15 protein-coding genes are annotated in these 20,600 nt (G+C 70.8%); 8 read left to right on the top strand and 7 right to left on the bottom strand.

Going from position 1 to position 20,600, the window contains the following annotated elements:
• Positions 1-47 precede the first annotated feature (47 nt).
• A complete protein-coding gene (locus tag ACR9Y5_RS11485; RefSeq protein WP_481298075.1) occupies positions 48-1,601 on the top strand; it encodes a hypothetical protein in 1,554 nt (517 codons plus the stop codon).
• A gap of 4 nt (positions 1,602-1,605) precedes the next feature.
• On the opposite strand, the gene sucB is transcribed toward ACR9Y5_RS11485, so the two are convergent.
• The 3 genes from sucB to ACR9Y5_RS11470 form a co-directional block, all read right to left on the bottom strand.
• Positions 1,606-3,144 (bottom strand): 2-oxoglutarate dehydrogenase, E2 component, dihydrolipoamide succinyltransferase, encoded by a 1,539-nt coding sequence (gene sucB / locus ACR9Y5_RS11480; RefSeq protein WP_481298074.1) that lies wholly within the window; start codon positions 3,142-3,144, stop codon positions 1,606-1,608.
• Positions 3,145-3,222: 78 nt separating this feature from the next.
• Complete coding sequence (lpdA, locus tag ACR9Y5_RS11475; RefSeq protein WP_481298073.1) at positions 3,223-4,596, bottom strand: dihydrolipoyl dehydrogenase; 1,374 nt, start codon at positions 4,594-4,596, stop codon at positions 3,223-3,225.
• A gap of 105 nt (positions 4,597-4,701) precedes the next feature.
• Entirely contained in the window at positions 4,702-6,192 is a 1,491-nt protein-coding gene (locus ACR9Y5_RS11470) for a leucyl aminopeptidase (RefSeq protein ID WP_481298072.1), read from the bottom strand.
• Between the two features lie 91 nt (positions 6,193-6,283).
• On the opposite strand from ACR9Y5_RS11470, the gene ACR9Y5_RS11465 reads away from it, so the two are divergent.
• The 5 genes from ACR9Y5_RS11465 (at position 6,284) to ACR9Y5_RS11445 (ending at position 12,239) form a co-directional block, all read left to right on the top strand.
• Positions 6,284-7,213, top strand: coding sequence for a proteasome assembly chaperone family protein (locus tag ACR9Y5_RS11465; protein ID WP_481298071.1), 930 nt, complete (start codon positions 6,284-6,286; stop codon positions 7,211-7,213).
• A gap of 70 nt (positions 7,214-7,283) precedes the next feature.
• Entirely contained in the window at positions 7,284-8,615 is a 1,332-nt protein-coding gene (locus tag ACR9Y5_RS11460) for an MFS transporter (protein ID WP_481298070.1), read from the top strand.
• Between the two features lie 243 nt (positions 8,616-8,858).
• Positions 8,859-10,247: an RNA polymerase sigma factor gene (locus ACR9Y5_RS11455; RefSeq protein WP_481298069.1), complete on the top strand. Its 1,389-nt coding sequence runs from the start codon at positions 8,859-8,861 to the stop codon at positions 10,245-10,247.
• Between the two features lie 4 nt (positions 10,248-10,251).
• The gene (locus ACR9Y5_RS11450; RefSeq protein WP_481298068.1) at positions 10,252-11,526 is read left to right on the top strand and encodes a MurT ligase domain-containing protein; all 1,275 of its coding nucleotides are present in this window, start codon (positions 10,252-10,254) and stop codon (positions 11,524-11,526) included.
• Positions 11,523-12,239, top strand: a complete 717-nt coding sequence (locus ACR9Y5_RS11445; protein ID WP_481298067.1) for a type 1 glutamine amidotransferase — start codon at positions 11,523-11,525, stop codon at positions 12,237-12,239. The genes ACR9Y5_RS11450 and ACR9Y5_RS11445 overlap by 4 nt, the downstream gene beginning before the upstream one ends.
• 118 nt (positions 12,240-12,357) lie before the next feature.
• Here ACR9Y5_RS11445 and alr read toward each other — a convergent pair whose 3' ends face one another.
• The 3 genes from alr to ACR9Y5_RS11430 all read right to left on the bottom strand — a co-directional run bounded on the left by alr (position 12,358) and on the right by ACR9Y5_RS11430 (position 14,422).
• On the bottom strand, positions 12,358-13,434 hold the full coding sequence (alr, locus tag ACR9Y5_RS11440; protein ID WP_481298066.1) for an alanine racemase: 1,077 nt from the start codon (positions 13,432-13,434) through the stop codon (positions 12,358-12,360).
• A 10-nt stretch (positions 13,435-13,444) separates the two neighbouring features.
• Positions 13,445-14,113, bottom strand: coding sequence for an alanine racemase (locus ACR9Y5_RS11435; protein ID WP_481298065.1), 669 nt, complete (start codon positions 14,111-14,113; stop codon positions 13,445-13,447).
• 72 nt (positions 14,114-14,185) lie between these two features.
• Positions 14,186-14,422 carry a DUF7455 domain-containing protein gene (locus ACR9Y5_RS11430; protein WP_121261337.1) on the bottom strand — a complete coding sequence of 79 codons (237 nt, stop codon included), beginning with the start codon at positions 14,420-14,422 and terminating at the stop codon, positions 14,186-14,188.
• Between the two features lie 207 nt (positions 14,423-14,629).
• Here ACR9Y5_RS11430 and ACR9Y5_RS11425 point away from each other — a divergent pair, with 207 nt between their 5' ends.
• Positions 14,630-16,729 (top strand): DNA gyrase/topoisomerase IV subunit B, encoded by a 2,100-nt coding sequence (locus ACR9Y5_RS11425; protein WP_481298064.1) that lies wholly within the window; start codon positions 14,630-14,632, stop codon positions 16,727-16,729.
• A gap of 120 nt (positions 16,730-16,849) precedes the next feature.
• Here ACR9Y5_RS11425 and ACR9Y5_RS11420 read toward each other — a convergent pair whose 3' ends face one another.
• The gene (locus tag ACR9Y5_RS11420; protein WP_481298063.1) at positions 16,850-19,330 is read right to left on the bottom strand and encodes a DNA gyrase/topoisomerase IV subunit A; all 2,481 of its coding nucleotides are present in this window, start codon (positions 19,328-19,330) and stop codon (positions 16,850-16,852) included.
• Positions 19,331-19,443: 113 nt separating this feature from the next.
• Between ACR9Y5_RS11420 and ACR9Y5_RS11415 the strand changes: the two genes are divergently transcribed.
• Complete coding sequence (locus tag ACR9Y5_RS11415; protein WP_481298062.1) at positions 19,444-20,577, top strand: alkaline phosphatase family protein; 1,134 nt, start codon at positions 19,444-19,446, stop codon at positions 20,575-20,577.
• The last annotated feature ends 23 nt before the right edge of the window (positions 20,578-20,600 follow it).

Raw genomic sequence — 20,600 nt, 5'->3', positions numbered from 1 at the left:
CGCCCCCGGCGGGGACTCGCGGGGCGCGGATCCGTTGGGATGGTCTCGTGACTCCGATCGCCCCGTCCTCCCGTTCCCTGCCCGCCTCCGCGGAAGACCTCCGCGCCATCGCGCTCGCCCTCGCACGCCGGGAGGGGTGGACGGTCGATCCGCCCGACATGGATCCGCCGCCACGCGAAGGCTCTCCGGCGGAAGCGCGTGTCGTCGCGTCCGGAGGCGGACTGCCGGGCCGGTGCCTGTTGCGCGTGCGCGAGCGTCGGCCCGGCGGTGCGGCTCCTGATCTGGAGGCTCGCAGGTCCGTCGCGAGCGAGCACGTCCTCGGCCTGGTCCGGGAACTCCCCGCGGTGCGGACCCGCGGCCGCGAGGTGGATGCGGTGCTCCTCGAGCACGCCGGCGGCGGGGGACTCGACGTGGTCCTGCCGCAGGCGACCGGCGTGCGATCGGGGGAGGCCGCGACCGTGATCCTCGGCGCCGCGGCGGGCGTCGATGCGCTCCATCGCGCGGGATGGGCGTCACCGAGCCTGGACGAGGCGTCGGTCGTCCTGGCCGACGACGGCCGCCCGGCCCTCGACGGGCTCGACCACCTCCGCCGGTTGGATGCCGAGACGGCCGTCGCCGATGCGGAGGCGTTCCATGCCTGGGCGCGTCGGATCTGCCTGCGGGTGACCGATGGGTCCGGGATGCGCCTGCTCGGGGCTGTGGAGGCCGGCTTGCGCCGAGGGCGCTGGCCGGCGGTCGAGGCGGCCGTTCTGGCGGTGGCGTCGCCGGAGGCGGTGCGGCGCACCGACACCGATGACGGAGTGGCGGGGTCGTCTGGGAGGGAGGTCGCAGGTGCGGCAGGCAGCGTGTCCCGCGTTCCGAGCGGTGTGCTTTCCCTCGGTCGGCGGCCGATGGGGACCGGATCGGACTCCGGCCGTCCCGCTGAGCGCGGGCTGGCGAGGGCGGCCGAGGCCGCGATGACCGCGCTCGACGGGGAACCCGTCGGCGCCCTGACGAGGTGGCTCGGTTCGTGGGCACGCAGGCGACCGGCTCTCGTCGCGAGTGCCGTGGTTCCTGTGGTCCTCGCGATCGCCGTCGTCGCCCTGGTGCCCCCGACATCGGCAGGAACGGCCTCAGCCGTCGGGTCGCGCGCGTCGGGGACGCCGATCGCGTCGGCGTCTGCCTCCCGTGAAGCGTCCACGACCTCGCCGGAGTCGCGGGCACCCGCAACAGCTGTGCCGTCGCCCGCCCCCGCGGCCACGCGTGCCGTCACCACGGCGCGGCCGGATGCGGACGATCCGGTCGACGCGGCGCAGGCGATCCTCGGCCGGCGGCACACATGTTTCGTGAGCCGCGCCGGCGGTCGGGACTGCCTCGAGGCCTTGCTCGAGGCCGGCTCGCCGCTGCTGGAGCAGGAGTCCGCCGAGCTCGGCGCCGGTCGGAATGCTGCCGCCCCGGCCCGCGACTACGCCGGGGCGCGGGTCGAACTGGTGGAGCGCTGGGGAGACGCGGCACTCGTCGGAGTGGCCCCGGATCGCGCACGGACGCCGAAAAGCGAACCGGCCTCGCTCCTGCTGGTGAGAAGCGAGGCCGGTTGGCGATTACGGGCGGTGTTCCCGTGACGGGTCAGATCCCGAGGTTGCCCTCGAAGTTGCCGCCCTCGAGACGGTTCTTGACCGCGACCAGGAAGCGTGCGGCGTCCGCGCCGTCCACGATGCGGTGGTCGTACGACAGGGCGAGGTACACCGTGGAGCGGATTGCGATCGAGTCCGTGCCGTCGGCCGAGATGACCACCGGCTTCTTGGTCACGATGCCGGTGCCCAGGATGGCGACCTGTGGGAGGAACACCAGCGGGGTGTCGAACAGGGCGCCACGCGAACCGGTGTTGGTCAGCGTGAACGTGCCGCCCGCGAGCTCGTCCGGCTTGAGACGGTTGTCGCGGGTGCGCTGGGCCAGGTCGGCGATCTCCTTGGCCAGGCTCGCGATGTCGAGGTCGGAGGCGTTCCGCACCACCGGGGTGAGGAGGCCGCGCTCGGTGTCGACCGCGATCGAGATGTTCTCGTGGTCCGGGTAGACGATGTTCTCGCCGTCGACCGTCGCGTTGATCACGGGGTAGGTCTTCAGCGCCTCGGCGGCGGCCAGAGCGAAGAACGGCAGGAACGAGAGCTTGACGCCGGTCTTCGCGAGGAAGTCGCCCTTCACCCGGTCGCGGAAGGCCGCGACCTTGGTCACGTCCACCTCCACGACGCTGGTGAGCTGAGCGCTCGACTGCATCGAGACCACGGCGCGCTCCGCGACGACCTTGCGGAGACGCGACATCGGCTGGGTGGTCCCGCGCAGCGGCGAGACCTCGGGGGCGGGTGCGGCTGCGGGAGCCTCGGAGGAGGACGCCGCGGGAGCCGCGGCCTGGAGGATGTCCTCCTTGCGGATGCGACCACCGACACCGGTGCCGGTGACGGTCGAGAGGTCGACACCCTGCTCGTTCGCGAGCTTGCGCACGATCGGGGTCACATAGCCCGCGTTGCCCGCGTGAGCGCCGGACGACGCCGGAGCGGCCGCCTGTGCCGGAGCGGCGGGAGCCTGCTGAGCCGGAGCCGGAGCCGGAGCCGGAGCAGCCTGCTGTGCGGGAGCCGGGGCGGCCTGCTGTGCGGGAGCCGGAGCGGCAGGTGCTGCGGGAGCGGCCTGCTGCGGCTGTGCGGGAGCGGCCTCCTGCGCGGGGGCCGGAGCGGCGGCGGGGGCCGCCTCCTGGGCCGGAGCCGCCGGAGCCGCGGGCGCGGGCGCAGCTTCTGCGGGAGCCGCAGCGGACTCCTGCACCGGCGCAGCCTGCTCGGCGGGAGCAGCCTCGGCGGGAGCAGCCTCGGCGGGAGCAGCCTCGGCGGGTGCCGCCTCAGCGGCGGGCGCGGCCGGGGCTTCGGCGCCCGCGCCGGAACCGTCGCCGATCGTCACGAGCGCAGTGCCCACCTCGACCGTCTCGTCCTCCTGTACCAGGATCGCCTCGATGACGCCGGCGACCGGCGACGGGATCTCGGTGTCGACCTTGTCGGTCGAGACTTCGAGCAAGGGCTCGTCCACCTCGACACGGTCGCCAACGTTCTTCAGCCAGCGGGTGACCGTGCCTTCCGTGACGCTCTCGCCGAGCGCCGGGAGGCTGACGGATTCGCTCATGAGCTTCTCTCCTTCAAACCTGATCGTTCAGTAGCTTATTGCAGGCGGGTCCGCGCACGGCGGACCCGCCTGATGGTCCTACAGCGTGTGCAGCGGCTTGCCCGCGAGGTACAGGAAGGCCTCGCCGAGCGACTCGTTCTGCGTGGGGTGCGCGTGGATGAGCGGAGCGATGTCCTCCGGGTACGCCTCCCAGTTCACGGCCAGCTGCGCCTCGCCGATGAGCTCGCCGACGCGGGCGCCGATCATGTGCACGCCGAGCACGGGGCCGTCGTTCAGACGGACGACCTTCACGCTGCCGTTGGTGCCGATGATCTCGCTGCGGGCGTTGCCGGCCAGGCTGTAGTCGTAGCTGCTGATGCTGTCCGCGCCGTACTTCTCGGCCGCCTTCGCCTCGGTCAGCCCGATGGACGCGACCTCCGGGTCGCAGTAGGTGACCTTGGGGATGTTGACGTCCGGGACGACGATCGGGTTCAGGCCCGCGATCTCCTCCGCGACGAAGATGCCCTGCTGGAAGCCGCGGTGCGCGAGCTGCAGACCGGGGACGATGTCGCCGACGGCGTAGACGCCGGGGATGTTGGTGTGCAGGCGCTCGTCGGTGATGACGAAACCGCGATCCATGGTGACGCCGACCTCGTCGAAACCGAGACCCTGGGTCAGCGGGCCGCGGCCCACGGCGACGAGCAGGAGGTCGGCCTCGACGGTGTCGCCGTTCTCGAGGGTGACGACGACGCCGTTCTCGTTCTGGGTGACCCCCTGGAAGCGGATGCCGAGGCGGTAGTCGATGCCGCGGCGGCGGAACGCCCGCTCCAGCGACTTGCTGATCGACTCGTCCTCGTTGGGGACCAGGTGGGGGAGCGCCTCGATGATCGTGACCTCGGAGCCGAACGACTTCCAGACGCTGGCGAACTCGACGCCGATGACGCCGCCGCCGAGCACCGCGACCTTGTTCGGCACGAAGTCGAGCTCGAGCGCCTGCTCGCTCGTGATGACGCGGCCGCCGATCTCGAGACCGGGCAGCGAGCGCGAGTACGAGCCCGTGGCGAGGATGATGTTCTTGCCGACGATGGTGTCGTCGCCGACCTGGACGGTCGTCGGGGAGGTGAGGCGCCCCTCGCCCTCGATGACCGTGATGCCCCGGGCCTTCACCAGGCCCTGGAGTCCTTTGTACTTCTTGGCGACGATCCCCTGGCGGTACTCGGTCACGCCGTTGATGTCGACGCCCTGCAACTGGGTGACGATGCCGTACTTCGACGACTCACGGGAGTAGTCGGCGATCTCGGCCGCGTGGAGCAGCGCCTTCGTCGGGACGCAGCCGCGGTGCAGGCAGGTGCCGCCGACCTTGTCCTTCTCGATCATGCCGACGGTGAAACCGAGCTCGGCCGCACGCAGCGCTGCTGCGTAGCCTCCACTCCCACCGCCGAGCACCACAATGTCAAAGTTCTGCTCGGACACCCAGTAACTCCCTCGCGCATCAGGATCATGTGACACGAAGCCGCCCGGAGAGGATGGCTCCGGGGGGCGTGTTGATGGGCAGGTTTTCCCGCCCATACGACCCTACTACTTCCCGGAAAAGCTCTCGGCCAGGCGGATGAGCGCCCTTACGCTGACGGCGGACGGTCCCTTCCCGGTGAATCCGTAGGGGGCCGCGGGACTCTTCGCCGGGCCCGCGATGTCCAGGTGCGCCCACGGGATGCGCGGAGCGTCGTCGCCCTCGCCGGTGCGTCCGACGAACTCCTGCAGGAACACGCCGGCCAGCAGCGCGCCGCCCGCGGTGTTCCCCGGGTTCGCGTTGGCGATGTCCGCCACATCGGAGTTGATGGTGGCCCGCAGTTCGCCCGGCAGCGGCATCGGCCAGAACAGCTCGCCGCTCTCCTTCGCTGCGCCGAGCACCTGGTCGACCAGATCGTCGGAGCCCATCAGCGCGGCGTAACGGGTGCCGAGCGCGACCATGGCGGCGCCGGTCAGGGTGGCGACGTCGATGATCGCGTCGGGCTGCTCCTCGCTGGCGGCGACCAGGCCGTCCGCGAGCACCAGGCGGCCCTCCGCATCCGTGTTCAGCACCTCCACCGTGCGCCCGCCGCGGATTCGGAGCACATCGTTCGGGCGGATGGCCGAGCCGGACGGCATGTTCTCGGCCAGGCAGAGCCACGCCGTCACCTTCACCGGCAGCGCGAGGCGGGCGGCGGCGAGAGCGACCGCGAGCACCGTGGCGGCTCCGGTCATGTCGTACTTCATGCCGACCATCCCGGTCGCCGGCTTCAACGACAGGCCGCCCGAGTCGAACGTGATTCCCTTGCCGACGAGGGCGAGGTGACGGGAGGCGCCTTCCGGCGCATACACGACCTTCACCAGCCGCGGGCCGCGGGTGGACCCCTGCCCGACGCCGAGGATGCCGCCGAAGCCGTCGGCCGCGAGCCGCTCCTCGTCCCACACCTCCACCTCGGCCGGAAGTCCGGAAGCCGCTGCGGACGCGCGCTCGGCGAACGTCTCGGGGTAGAGGTCGAGCGGCGGGGTGTTGACCAGATCCTTGACCAGCGCGGCGGCCTCCGCCACGGCGGTCGCCCGCGCGACGAGCGCGTCCGCGTCGAGGTCGGCTCCGGCGCCCAGCAACTCGATCGCGGCGACCGGGTCCTTCGTCCCGGCGCGGCTCTTCTCGCGGTACTCGGTGAAGGCGTAGGCGCCGAGCGCCGCGCCCTCCAGGGCGGCGCCGGCCTCGGCCGCCGACCCGGCCGGGAGGTCGAGCGCGACCGCGGCAGTGCCCGCCAGCTGCCGCACGGCGGTGCCCGCGGCGTAGCGCAGGGCGTCCTCGCCGCCCTCCGGCAGGCCGACGACCGCGACGGAGGGTCCGTCGCCCGTTCCGGGCAGCCGCACCAGCTCGTCCTTGCCGCCGGAGAACCCGATCTCCTTCAGCTGCCGCGCGAGCTCGTCGCGGCGCTCGCCGGAGAGCACGGTGACGCTGTCGCGCCCGACGCGGGCGGCGACGACCACGACATCGGCGGACGTGGCGGGAGTGGAGGACGGGGTCACGGTCAGCGCGGGAACGGTCATGACACGACCCTAACCCGGGTGTTCGCTGTGGGCGTTCCCGCACCGGCCGTCATCCGGCGTCCTGCGCCGGGCTCCGTCCTAGAGTTGGAGTATGCGCGACCCCGGCGAACTGTACGAACTCGACCCGGCACTCGGTGTGCCGGAGGGATTGCCGCTGGTCGCGGGGCTCACGGGCTTCGCCGACGCCGGGTCCGGCGTCAGCCAGCTCGGCACCTATCTGCTCGGGACCCTCGACAACGACGTGGTTGCGACGTTCGACGCCGACATCCTGCTCGACTACCGCGCCCGCCGCCCCATCATCTACTTCGACCAGGACCACCTGACCGACTACCAGCCGGCGACTCTCAAGCTCTACCTCGCCTACGACGAGCTGCGTCAACCTTTCCTCCTGCTCTCCGGGTTCGAGCCTGATTTCCGCTGGGAGGCGTTCACGGAGGCGGTGCTCGGCCTGATCGAGCGCTTCAAGGTGAAGAGCATCACCTGGGTGCACTCCATCCCGATGCCCGTTCCGCACACCCGTCCGATCGGCGTGACCGTGAGCGGCAACCGCGCCGAGCTCATCGACTCCATGTCGATCTGGAAGCCGCACACGCAGGTGCCCGCCAACGCGCTGCACCTGCTCGAGTACCGCCTCCAGCAGCTCTCCTATCCGATTGCCGGATTCATCCTGCTGATCCCGCACTACCTCGCCGACACCGAGTACCCGGCGGCGGCGGTGGCCGCCCTCGACTCGATCAGCGCCGCCACCGGTCTGATCTTCCCGACCGACCGGCTCCGCCAGGAGGACCGCGAGTTCGTCGCCAACATCGACGAACAGGTCGCGGGCAACCCGGAGTTGGGCCGGCTGGTGGGCACGCTGGAGGAGCGGCACGACTCCTACATGGAGGACACGCAGCTGCGGTCCCCGCTGACCGACAGCGACGGCGAGCTGCCGACCGCCGACGAGATCGCGGCCGAGCTCGAGAACTTCCTCGCCTTCCGCCGCCACGGCGACGAGGAGAACGGGCGCGGAGAGCGCTGACCGCACACCGGCGCGCGCTCCGATCAGGGACCCGGGCGGACGGCCCGATCACCGGGCGTAGGATCATCCGGTGAATTCGCGTCGCTCCTGGGTGGTCTACGGGATCGGCGTATTCGCCTACCTCATCGCCGTCATGCAACGCACAACGATCGGTGTCGCGGGGGTCGCGGCGACCGAGCGGTTCCACGTCTCCGCCTCCGTCCTCTCGACGCTCGCGGTGGTCCAGTTGATCGTCTACGCGGGCATGCAGGTCCCCGTCGGTGTCCTCATCGACCGGATCGGCTCGCGCGTCCTCATGCTCACGGGCACGGCGCTCATGGTCGTCGGGCAGGTCGCCGTCGCACTGGCACCGAGTATCGCGATCGCCATCCTCGGTCGCATCCTGGTCGGGGCGGGGGATGCGACGGTGTTCACCTCGCTGATGCGGCTGGTGAACTCGTGGTTCCGCGGCAGGATCGTGCCGCAGCTCTCGCAGTGGATCGGCAACGTGGGCCAGCTGGGGCAGGTGCTGTCGGCCGTCCCGTTCGCCCTGCTGCTGCACCTCTCGGGCTGGACGGTCGCCTTCCTCAGCGCCGCCTCGCTGTCCGTCGTCGCGCTGATCGGCATCGCGGTCGCGGTCGCCGACCGGCCGGTCGGCGCGAGCGAGGGGCCGCGTCCGGCGACCTGGTCCGACTCGCTGCGGCAGCTGCGGATCAGCCTGGCGCGTCCCGGCACGCAGCTCGGCTTCTGGTCGCACTTCGTCACGCAGTCCTCCGGCACGGTCTTCAGCCTGATGTGGGGCATCCCGTTCCTGGTCTTCGCCCTGGGCATCGAGCCGGCGGAGGCGTCGGCCCTGCTCACCGTGCTGGTGGGGGCCGGCCTCATCTCGGGGCCCATCCTGGGCATCCTGACCGCCCGTTTCCCTTTGCGGCGCAGCAACCTGGTGCTCGGGATCGTGGCGCTCATGGCCGCTGCCTGGACGCTGGTGCTCCTGTGGCCGGGGGAACCGCCGCTGTGGACGGTGATCGTGCTCATTGCGGCCATCGGGATCGGCGGCCCGGGCTCCCTGATCGGCTTCGACTTCGCGCGCACCTTCAACCCGCTGCACAGCCTCGGGTCGGCGAACGGGATCGTCAACGTCGGCGGTTTCCTCGCCAGTTTCGTCATGATGTTCCTCATCGGCGTCTCCCTCGACGTGCAGGCGCACGGGGCGGAGGGGGATGCGCAGCTCTACCAGCTGGACCACTTCCGCTGGGCGTTCGCCATCCAGTACGTCATCGTGGGGATCGGTGTGGGCTTCCTGGTGCACGCCCGCCGCCGCACACGGCGCCGCCTGCAGGAGGACGAGGGAATAGAAGTGGCCCCTCTGTGGGTTGCACTTGTCGGAGCGTGGAGAAGGCGCGGCGGTCACGAAGCGTTGTAGCGGGCGTGGGGGACGCACGATCCATCCCGATCCGAGAGCTGGCCGCGAATGGTCGGGGGAGCGCGTGGAACGTGCAATAATTGACGTCTGGACCCGTTCATGTCCCGGGGCTGGAGCATTAGACGATGCCCGGCGCCTCATCCCGGACTTGACATGGGTCTTAGTAGTGTCCGCACGCAAACCCTGAGCCAGGCTCGGCCGTCAGGATCCCGGCCCTCTCCGCTTGGTATGAAAGGTGTTCACATGGCAACCCGTGCAGCAACGAAGACCCGCGACGCGGAGGTCGAGGTCGACGAGACCACGACCGTCGCCGCGGACGAGACGGCGAAGCCCGCAGCCAAGAAGGCGGGCGCGAAGAAGACGACGACGAAGGCCCCCGCGAAGGCGACCGCTGCGAAGAAGCAGGCTGCGCCCAAGGGCGCGGCCGGCGCTGCGGACGACGACGACCTGGATGACGACGCCGAGGTCGAGATCGATGACGAGGAGGTCGTGGTCGAGGCGACCGACGACACCGAGGCCGACGACACCGAGACCGACGACGCCGAGACCGACGACACCGAAGCGGACGCCGACTCCGACGACGCGGACGACAGCGACGCCGAGGGCGCCACGCCCACGGCCGCCGTCCCGGTGGTCGACATCCCGCTGCCGACCGACGCGCTCGTGCTGCGCGCCGTCGACGAGGATGACGACATCCCGGTCTACTCCTCCACGATCACCGGCGCGACCGCCGACCCCGTCAAGGACTACCTGAAGCAGATCGGCAAGGTCCCGCTGCTGAACGCGGCCGAAGAGGTCGAGCTCGCGATGCGCATCGAGGCCGGTCTGTTCGCCGAGGACAAGCTCGCGAACACTCCGAACCTGAGCAAGGAGCTGGAGCGCGAACTGAAGTGGGTCGCCCGCGACGGCCAGCGCGCGAAGAGCCACCTGCTCGGCGCGAACCTGCGCCTCGTGGTGAGCCTCGCCAAGCGCTACACCGGCCGCGGCATGCAGTTCCTCGACCTCATCCAGGAGGGCAACCTGGGCCTCATCCGTGCGGTCGAGAAGTTCGACTACACCAAGGGCTTCAAGTTCTCGACGTACGCCACCTGGTGGATCCGTCAGGCGATCACCCGCGCGATGGCCGACCAGGCCCGCACCATCCGCATCCCGGTGCACATGGTCGAGGTCATCAACAAGCTGGCCCGCGTGCAGCGGCAGATGCTGCAGGACCTGGGCCGCGAGCCCACCCCCGAGGAGCTGTCGAAAGAGCTCGACATGACCCCGGAGAAGGTCATCGAGGTGCAGAAGTACGGTCGCGAGCCCATCTCGCTGCACACGCCTCTGGGTGAGGACGGCGACAGCGAGTTCGGCGACCTGATCGAGGACACCGAGGCGGTCGTCCCGGCCGACGCGGTGGGCTTCACCATGCTGCAGAAGCAGCTGGAGAGCCTGCTCGACTCCCTGTCCGAGCGGGAGGCGGGCGTGATCCGCATGCGCTTCGGCCTCGGCGACGGCATGCCGAAGACGCTCGACCAGATCGGCGACACCTTCGGTGTGACGCGCGAGCGCATCCGTCAGATCGAGTCGAAGACGATGGCGAAGCTGCGTCACCCGTCGCGTTCGCAGTCGCTGCGCGACTACCTCGAGTAAACCGGTGCGCTACCGACTGGCGGTCATCGCCGGCCGCCTCGCCCGCTGGCTTCTGCGCCTGCGGGGAGGCGGCTCCGCGGTGCCCGGCCGTGTCGCTCTGGCCATCGCTCCGAAGTTCCTGGAGCGCGCGGTCAGCCGCCTTCCGCTCGGTGTCGTGTTCGTCTCCGGCTCGAACGGCAAGTCCACGACGACCAACATGCTCACTGCGATCCTGCGCGAGCACGGCCTGGAGGTCTTCACCAACCCGTCGGGGGGCAACCTGCCGCAGGGCATCGCCTCCGCGCTGCTCGCCGATGTGCCGCTCGACGGCTACGTCCGCGGCGATGTCGGCGTGATCGAGGTGGATGAGGCCTACGGCGTCGATCTCGCGCGCGTGCTGAAGCCCCGCGGCTCGCTGCTGCTCAACGTGCAGATCGACCAGCTGAACCGCTTCTTCGAGCCCACACGCGTGATCGGGATGCTGCGCTCGATCGCCGAGGGCTCCTCCGAGTTCGTCGTGGTGAACGCGGACGACGACAGCCTGTCGCGCGTCGGCGCCGAACTCGTGGCGCAGGGCCGCGACGTCTCCACTTTCGCGGTGGCGCCCTCCATCATCGAGTCGTCCCCGAACGGCCTCGCCAACGTGAAGGACCTGACCGGGGCGTCGGCGGGCTCCCTGCCCATCCCGTCGGTGTTCGTCAGCAAGCTGGAGGTGCAGAGCGCCCAGCTCACCATCGGCGGCGAGAACGTCCGCATCGGCCTGCCGGCCCGTGGGCTGCATTACGCGGTGGATGCGGCGGGCGCCACGGCGATGGCGCGCCGGCTGCTGGGGGAGACGTTCCAGCCGCACTCGGTCGTGGCGGCGATGGCCGCGCTGCGCACCGTCTACGGTCGCGGCGAGACGCTGAAGGTCGGCGACGAGGACGTCGAGATCATCATGATGAAGAACCCGCCCAGCCTCCAGCTCAACCTCGACTACCTGGCCGAGTCCCCGGAGCAGGTCTTCGTCGCCGTCGACGAGGGCACCCCCGACCCGTCGTGGGTGTACGACATCGACCTGTCGAAGCTCACGCATGTGGATGTGGTCTCCGGCAGCAAGGCCTGGCAGTTCGCCACCCGCTTCGCGTATGCCGGCATCGACGTCGACCAGGTCTTGCCCGAGCTGAAGCCCGCGCTGCAGGCGTTCCTCGCCCTGCCGAAGCCGTCGCGCGGCACCAAGACGATGATCGTGAACTACGAGCAGATGATGCTGATCCGGAAGCAGCTCGGCTTCCTCGACCTGGAGGGCCGCGAGCGATGACCGTGCTGCGCATCCTGCACCTCTACCCGGCCGAGCTCGGCATCAACGGCGACGCCGGCAACGTACTGGCCCTCGCTGAGCGCGCGCAGTGGCGCGGCATCGACGTCGAGGTGGTCCGCCACAGCGTCGGCGCCGAGCTTCCGACCAGCGCGGACATCGTGCACATCGGCTCCGGGCCGCTCTCCGGCCAGCGTGCCGTCCACGACGACGTGCTGCGCATCGCCGCCCGGCTGCGCGACTGGCGGGATGCGGGCGTGCCGTTCCTCGCCATCGCCGGCGGCTGGCAGCTGCTCGGCAGCGAGCTGGAGACCCCCGAGGGCGAGGTGCTCGCCGGAGCGGCGGTCTTCCCGACCCGCGCCGCGCTCGGCACCAAGCGGCACGTCGGCGAGATCGTCGTGAAGCTCGCGGACGGCAGCACCGTCGCGGGGTTCGAGAACCACTCCGCCCGCACCGTGCTCGACGGGGCGGAGCCGCTCGGCCGCGTCGTCAGCGGCACGGGCAACGGCGACCAGACGGAGGGCGTCGTCGTCGGGGCATCGCTCGGTACGCACCTGCATGGTCCGCTGCTGCCGATGAACCCGGCCCTCGCGGACCGCTTCCTCAGCACCGCTCTGCGCGGCGAGGTCGCGCCGGTGCCGCAGACCGAGCGCGTCGACCGCTACGCGACAAACGCGCGCCGCGCGATCGCGGACCGCCTCGGCGTCTCCCTCTGAGCCGCCCTACTCCTCCGTCCCCCCTTCGCCGAAGTGCACGTTGTTGTGCACTCGCACGGCGTGTCGAGCGCAACAAGGTGCACCTCGACGAAAAGACGAAGCGTGGGGAGGGGCGGGATCAGCTGAGGTAGGTGCGGGGGACGCGCGCGGCGACGCCCGTGACCATCTCGTCGGCGATGGTCTCCGCCCAGTCCGCGTACTTCTCCGCGGTCGGTTCGCCGTCGGTACCGGGGCCGAACAGGATGGCGGTGTCGCCCACCTCCACACGGTGCGGACCCGCATCCACGATCATGCTGTCGGCGGCCACATCGATGACGGGGCAGCGGCGGCCGTTCAGCTGGATGGACGTCTTGGCGATGCCGAGGGTCGGCACGCCGTCCGCGTAGCCGATGCCGAGCCGGACGTGGGTGGTGCCGCCGACGTGCACCTCGGTGACGGGCGCCTCCAGCCGCATCACCGGGATGAGGCCGAGCTCGGCGCCGGTGGAGTCGTCGAACGGAGAGAAGCCGTAGGCGGCGATCCCGAAGCGCACGAACGAGAAGCGCGCCTCCGGCATCCGGATGCCCGCGGAGCTCGCCGCCAGGTGCAGCGCCTCGAACCGGGCGCCGATCCTCTCCGCCTCGACGACAGCGTCACAGAACTCGGCGAGGGCCGCCTCGTCGTCGGCGATCGATGCGTCCGCCAGGTGCGACCACGCGGCGCGGATGCGCACGATGCCCTGCTGCTCGAGGTCGAGGGCGGCGCGGATGAGGCCGGGCCACTCCTCGCGGGTGGCGCCGTTTCGGCTGAGGCCGGTGTCGACTTTGAGGTGGATGACGGCCGGGCGGTCCGCTCCGGACGCGGCGATCGCATCCAGCTGCCAGCGGGCCGAGATGCCCAGCTGGATGTCCGCCTCGATGCCGGCGCGCCAGTCCGTTTCGCGGCCGTGCAGCCAGGCGAGCAGGGGGACTGTGATCCCGGCGTGCCGGAGCACCAGCCCGGCCGGGATCTCCAGCACCGCGAGCGACGTCGCTCCCGCCTCGAGCCCGGCTTCGGCGATGGGCAGCAGCCCGTGACCGTACGCGTCCGCTTTCACGGCGAGCATCGTCTCGGCGGGGGCGATCAGCGCGGTGAGGTGCGCGACGTTGTGCCGCAGGGCAGCGAGGTCGATGACCGCGCGGGGGAGCGGTTCGGCGACGGCGTCCACGATGGTCATGCGGGCGTCCTCATCGGGTGTACGTCCTCTCGATGCGCCGGCCGAGCCTGCTGGTGATGACCGGGGCGGCGACGCCCAGGGCGTCCGCCCAGTCGAGGACCGTCGGCTCGCCGAGCTCCGGGTCGCCGAACAGGATAACCGGGTCGCCGGGAGCCGGACCGTCGGCGCCGACATCGACGACGAACTGGTCCATGGCGATCCGGCCAGTGATCCGGCCGATCGTGTCGCCGACCTTGACCGGCGCCTTGTTGGACGCCACGCGCAGGATGCCGTCGGCGTAGCCCAGCGCGACCAGCACCAGCGTCGTGGGGTGCGACGTGCGGTAGGTGTAGCCGTACGAGACGCCGCGGTCGGCGGGCACCCGCTTCACGGCGATCACCTCGCCCTCCAGCCGCATGGCGGGGGGTGATGGATGCCCGGGATCGAGCCCGAACAGTTCCGGTCCGCGAACGGCGCGGCCCGACGCCGGAGTCCCGATCTCAACAGGGACGGGAAGGCCCTCGTCCGCGAGCGCGGCGGCGTCCTCCACCCGGGAGACGAGAAAACCGCCGACCCCCGCATCCGTCAGCGCACGAGCCACGGGCAGGAGCCCGTGTCCGTACGCGTCGGCGCGGAGATCGGCGGTGCAGTCGGGGAGTGACGAAGAGGCTGCCGTCTGGCGGATGGTGTCGAGGTCCACGTGGGCGCGTCTGCGCACACCCGTCCGTGTCACCATCCTCCGGTCAGCCCCGCGTCTCGCGATGCGGTCGCGTTACGCGCGCTGCTCTTCGAACAGGCGAGCGGTCTCGTCGTGCCAGCTGTGGGCGATCTGAGAGAGCTTCTCCTGGTGCTTCTTGCCGTGGTGGGCGCAGAACAGCAGCTCGCCGTTGTTCACGACGACCCGGATGTACGCCTGCGCTCCGCAGCTGTCGCAACGGTCCGCGGCCGTCAGTTGCGGCCCTGATGCGAGCTCGTCAACGGCCCCGTTCTCCGAGGTTACTGTCGACATGTGATGCTCCTTCCGTCGCAACCGGTGAACTCGGTACGTCTATAGAACCACGGATACCCGGTAACTCTGCGCGTATCGCCTGCCATTTCGCTCAACGCGTAGCCAGAGCGTCCCGGCGGGTGTCGTGACGTAGGGTTCGGCGTCCGGCACGTACGCTGGAGGAGCACGCGCCCGCGGGACGGGCGCACTGATCCACAAGGAGCGCACGTGGCGAGTTCGGACTATTCGGCCAGGCACCTCTCGGTGCTCGAGGGGCTCGAGGCCGTCCGCAAACGACCCGGCATGTACATCGGCTCCACCGACTCCCGCGGACTCATGCACTGCCTGTGGGAGATCATCGACAACTCCGTCGACGAGGCCCTCGCCGGACACGGTACGAGCATCGACGTCGTGCTGCACGCCGACGACAGTGTCGAGGTGCGCGACAGCGCTCGCGGCATCCCCGTCGACATCGAACCGAAGACCGGTCTGTCGGGCGTGGAGGTCGTGTTCACCAAGCTGCACGCCGGCGGCAAGTTCGGAAGCGGCTCGTACGCCGCTTCCGGCGGTCTGCACGGCGTCGGCGCCTCGGTGGTCAACGCGCTCTCGGAGCGGCTCGACGTGGAGGTCGACCGCGACGGCAAGACCTGGGCGATGTCGTTCCACCGTGGCGAGCCGGGCGTGTTCGACGACAAGAAGGGCGCTCCGAGCCCGGACAGCCCCTTCACCCCGTTCGTCAGCGGCAGCGAGCTGCGCGTGGTCGGCAAGGTGCCCAAGGGGCGGACGGGCACGCGTATCCGCTACTGGGCCGACCGGCAGATCTTCACCAAGGGCGCCGAGTTCAGCACCGACGACCTGATCGGCCGGGCACGGCAGACGGCGTTCCTGGTCCCCGGGCTCTCGATCTCGATCGACGACAAGCGCGCCGGGAAGGACGGCGCGGAGCCGACGGGGCTGACGACGTTCCGCTACGAGGGCGGCATCTCGGAGTTCGTCGACTTCCTGGCTCCGGACAGCCCGATCACCGAGACGTGGCGCCTCACCGGTGAGGGACACTTCACCGAGACCGTCCCCGTACTGTCGGACTCCGGCGCGATGGTGCCGACCGAGTTGCGGCGCGACTGCCAGGTCGACATCGCCCTGCGCTGGGGGACCGGCTACGACACCGTGATGCGCAGCTTCGTCAACATCATCGCGACGCCGAAGGGCGGCAGCCACCAGGCCGGCTTCGACCAGGGCCTGCTCAAGTTCCTCCGCCAGCAGGTGGAGCTGAATGCGCGGCGGCTCAAGGCCGGCACCGACAAGCTCGAGAAGGACGACGTGATGGCGGGCCTCACCGCCGTGCTCACGGTGCGCCTGCCCGAGCCGCAGTTCGAAGGCCAGACCAAGGAGATCCTCGGCACGCCGGCCGTGCGCGCGATCGTCGCGAACGTCGTCCAGAAGGCCATGGCCGAGCGCTTCGGCTCGTCCAAGCGCGACGACAAGGCGCAGTCGGCGCTCGTGCTCGACAAGGTCGTCGCCGAGATGAAGTCGCGCATCTCCGCGCGCGCCCACAAGGAGACGCAGCGCCGCAAGAACGCGCTGGAGACGTCGTCGCTCCCGGCGAAGCTCGTCGACTGCCGCTCCAACGACGTCGCCAACAGCGAGTTGTTCATCGTCGAGGGCGACTCCGCGCTCGGCACCGCGCGCCGGGCACGCGACAGCGAGTACCAGGCGCTGCTGCCCATCCGGGGCAAGATCCTGAACGTGCAGAAGGCGTCCATCTCGGACATGCTCTCCAACGCCGAGTGCGCGGCGATCATCCAGGTCATCGGCGCCGGCTCCGGCCGGAGCTTCGACCTGTCGGTCGCGCGCTACGGCAAGGTCATCATCATGTCGGACGCCGACGTCGACGGGGCGCACATCCGCACTCTGCTGCTCACGCTCTTCTTCCGTTACATGCGGCCGATGATCGAGGAGGGACGCGTCTTCGCGGCCGTGCCCCCGCTGCACCGCGTCGTGGTCGTGAACCCCGGGTCGAAGCCGAACGAGACGATCTACACGTACTCCGAGGCCGAGCTGCAGGCGGTGCTCGCGGACCTGAAGAAGCGCGGCAAGCGGTACCAGGAGCCGATCCAGCGCTACAAGGGCCTGGGCGAGATGGATGCGGACCAGCTGGCGACCACCACGATGGACCGCGCCCACCGCACCCTGCGCCGGGTGCGCGTCCCCGACGCCGAGGCCGCGAACCGCGTCTTCGAGCTGCTGATGGGCAACGACGTCGCTCCCCGCAAGGAGTTCATCATCGCGGGCGCCGACGACCTGAGCCGCGCCCGCATCGACGCCTGACCCGGCCGCGTCGGTCGCGTCCGTCCGGTCGCTCGGCCCCCTCCGTCGAGTACACGATTTCTACACGCCTCCGCGGCGTTTCGCGTGCACTAATCGTGTACTCGACGGTGGGGCGTGGGGTCAGGAGATGCGGCGGCCGATCGAGGTGACGACGGTGTCGAGGGGGGTGCCGGAGGCGTCGCGGCGGGACCCGCCCTCGGGGAGGGTACGCGCGGCGCCGTCGGGGGCGACGGCCAGTGCGGGAGCGGGACCGGCCCAGGCGAGGACCAGCTCGCTCTCGCCCTTCAGGAAGCGCTGGGCCCGCACACCGCCGGTGGCGCGTCCCTTCGCCGGGAACTCGGAGAAGTTGCTCACCTTCGCGGTGCCCGGGTCCGCGCCCGGCAGGGTGGCGTCGCTCGCCGCGATCGTGGCGACCACGGCCTCCTCGGTCTCGCCCGCGACGACCGCGCCGAAGTAGATGACGCGCGCGCCCGAGCCCAGGTTGATGCCGGCCATACCGCCCGCGGCACGTCCCTGCGGACGGACGCTGGACGCGGCGAACCGCAGCAGCTGCGCGTCGCTGGCCACGAACACCAGCTCGTCGTCGTCCGTCACGGTGGTCGCCCCGACGACCTCGTCGCCGGCCTTGAGGGTGATCACCTCGAACTCGGGCTTGTTCGCCCAGTCTCCGGCCGCGACGCGCTTGACCACGCCCTGCTTCGTCCCGAGGGCGATGGTGCGCTCCGAGTCGAGGGAGACGATCGCGAGGATGCGCTCCTTCTTGTCCGCGAGGGCCAGGTAGTCGCCGATCTTCACGCCGGCGCCGAGCTGGATGGAGTTGGCCGGCACGCCGGGCAGGTCGACGGGGGAGAAGCGGATGAGCCGGCCCCGGTTCGTCACCGCGCCGATCTCGCTCCGGCTGGTCGTGTCCAACCGGGACAGGATCGCGTCGTGCTTGCTGCGCCGGGCCGGCGGTTGGATGCGGTCGAGGCCGCCCTCGCCCTCGGCGCCGGGCACCGCATCCACTCGCAGGATGCGCCCGGTGGTGGAGAGGTACACGCGCGTGGGCACGTCCGCCACCTCGAGCTGCACGGTCGCGGCCTTGCTGCGCGAGGCGCCGGCGATCGACGGTTTCGCCTCCGTGAGGAGGGTGCGCCGCGGCGTGCCGAACCGGGCGGCGACCTGCTCCAGCTCGTCCGAGACCAGGTCGTCGATGCGCTGACGGGAGGCGAGCAGCGCCTGCAGCTCCTCGATCTCGGCGCGCAGCTGGTCGCGCTCCGTCTCGAGCTCGATCCGGCTGAACTTGGTGAGCCGGCGCAGGCGCAGCTCGAGGATGTAGTCGGCCTGCAGGGTGCTCAGGTCGAACACCTGCATCAGCCGCCCGCGCGCCTGCTCGGTGTCGTCCGAGGTGCGGATGACCTGGATCACCTCGTCGATGTCGAGGATGGCGATGAGGAGGCCCTCGACGAGGTGCAGCCGCTCCTGCCGTCGGGCGAGGCGGAACTGCGACCGCCGGGTGACCACGCTGACGCGGTGGTCGAGGTAGACCTGCAGCAGGTCGCGCAGCCCCAACGTCTGCGGCCCGCCGGCGACGAGCGCGACGTTGTTGATCGCGAAGCCCTCTTCGAGCGGCGTGTGCCGGTAGAGCTGCTCGAGCACCGCCTCCGGGCTGAAGCCGGTCTTGACGCCGATGACGAGTCGCAGGCCGTGCTGGCGGTCGGAGAGGTCGGTGACGTCGGAGATGCCGTTGAGCTTCTTGGCGTTGACGCCGTCTTTGATCTTCTCGATGACCTTCTCGGGTCCCACGAGGTAGGGGAGCTCGGTGACCACGAGGCCGCTCTTGCGGGCGGTGATGGATTCGACGGTCACCTTGGCGCGCATCCGGAAGCTGCCGCGACCGGTCGCGTAGGCGTCGCGCACGCCGGCGAGCCCGGCGATGGTGCCCCCGCCGGGGAGGTCGGGCCCGGGAACGTACGCCATCAGGTCGTCGAGCGTCGCGTCCGGGTTCGCCAGCAGGTGGCGGGCCGCGCCGACGACCTCGATCAGGTTGTGCGGCGCCATGTTCGTGGCCATGCCGACCGCGATGCCGCTCGCCCCGTTGACCAGGAGGTTGGGGAAGGCGGCGGGCAGCACATCCGGCTGCATGAGCTGGTTGTCGTAGTTGGGGACGAAGTCGACGACGTCCTCGTCGAGGTCCTCCGTCATCGCGAGCGCGGCCGCGGCGAGGCGCGCCTCCGTGTAACGGGCGGCGGCCGGGCCGTCGTCGAGGGAGCCGAAGTTGCCGTGCCCGTCGACCAGCGGCACGCGCAGGGTGAAGTCCTGGGCCATCCGCACCAGGGCGTCGTAGATCGCGCTGTCGCCGTGCGGGTGCAGCTTTCCCATCACCTCGCCGGTGACGCGTGCGGACTTGACGTGGCCGCGGTCAGGGCGCAGGCCCATCTCGGTCATCATGTAGAGGATGCGGCGCTGCACCGGCTTGAGGCCGTCGCGGGCGTCCGGGAGGGCGCGGGAGTAGATCACCGAGTACGCGTACTCGAGGAAGGAGCCCTGCATCTCGGTCGTGACGTCGACGTCTTCGATGCGTTCGGTCGTTCCGGCGGGCTGATCGTCTGCGGGTGTCATTCGTGCATTCTGTGCAGGTCGGGGCTCAGGGTGAGCACGGGCTCGGGAAGCGCGTGCCCGGGGAGCGGGGGTGGCTCGGCCGGCGCCGTGATGCCTGTGCCAGACTGGGCCGGATGCCCCCCATGCTACCGGCCGCCTTCACCACGCGAGCGAGCCTCGCCACGGTTCTGCCGAGTTCGCTCGCGGCAGTGCGCGGTGAACGGAACGACCTCGACCTGCCGCGCCTCGATCACGTCGTGGTGATCCTGGTCGACGGTCTGGGCGCCGCCGCCCTGCGGGCGCGATCCGGTCACGCGCGCACGCTGGCGCCGATGCTCGGGAAGTCGACGACGATCGACGCCGGGTTCCCCACCACCACGGCCGCTGCGTTGGCTACGTTGACGACGGGCACGGCGCCCGGCGAGCACGGCCTGGTCGGCTATCGGGTGCGGGATGGCGCCGGCCGCCTGACCAACCAGCTCTCGGGCTGGGACGCACGGATGGATCCGGCCACCTGGCAGCGGTCGCGGACCGTCTTCGAGCGCGCGGCCGACGAGGGCGTGCGCGCTCGCGCGATCGGGCTGCCGAAGTTCGCCGCGTCCGGGTTCACCGAGGCGGTACTGCGTGGCGCGGAGTTCATCGGAGTCTCGTCGCTTGCCGGTCGGTTCGACGCCGCCGCCGAGATCGTCGCCTCGCCGGGCCCCGGGCTGACCTACCTCTACGTCGCCGAACTCGACCAGCTGGCGCACGCCCGCGGCTGGGAGTCGAGCGACTGGACGGCCACCCTCGAGACGCTGGATGCGCTGGTCGCCGCGTTCGCCCGCCGGCTCGGCCCCGGCCGTGCGGCTCTGCTCACCGCGGACCACGGTGTGGTCGATGTGCCCGAGAGCGGGCACATCCTCTACGACACCGCCCCCGAACTGCTCGACGGCGTGGCCGACGTGGCGGGCGAGCCCCGCGTGCTGCACCTCTACACGGCCCCCGGTGTCTCGGCGATGGAGCTGGCGGAGCGCTGGCGCGACGCCGAGGGCGACCGCTCCTGGGTGGCGACACGCGCCGAAGCCGTGGAGGCGGGCTGGTTCGGATCCGAGGTCGCCCCCGAGGTGACTCCGCGTATCGGGGATGTGCTGGTCGCCGCGCGCAAGCGTATCGCCTACTACGACGGCCGTGACCCGCTGCGCACCGGCCGCAATATGGTCGGCCAGCACGGCTCGATCACCCCGGAGGAGACGCGCGTGCCCCTCTTGCGCTTCGGCGCGGCCGCGTAACCCGCACGTCCTGGCGCTGAAGT

This window comes from Leifsonia sp. KNZ13-11D, from assembly GCF_056754895.1.
Note: the sequence above shows the minus strand (reverse complement) of the source record. Positions and strands in the feature narration are given on the sequence as shown.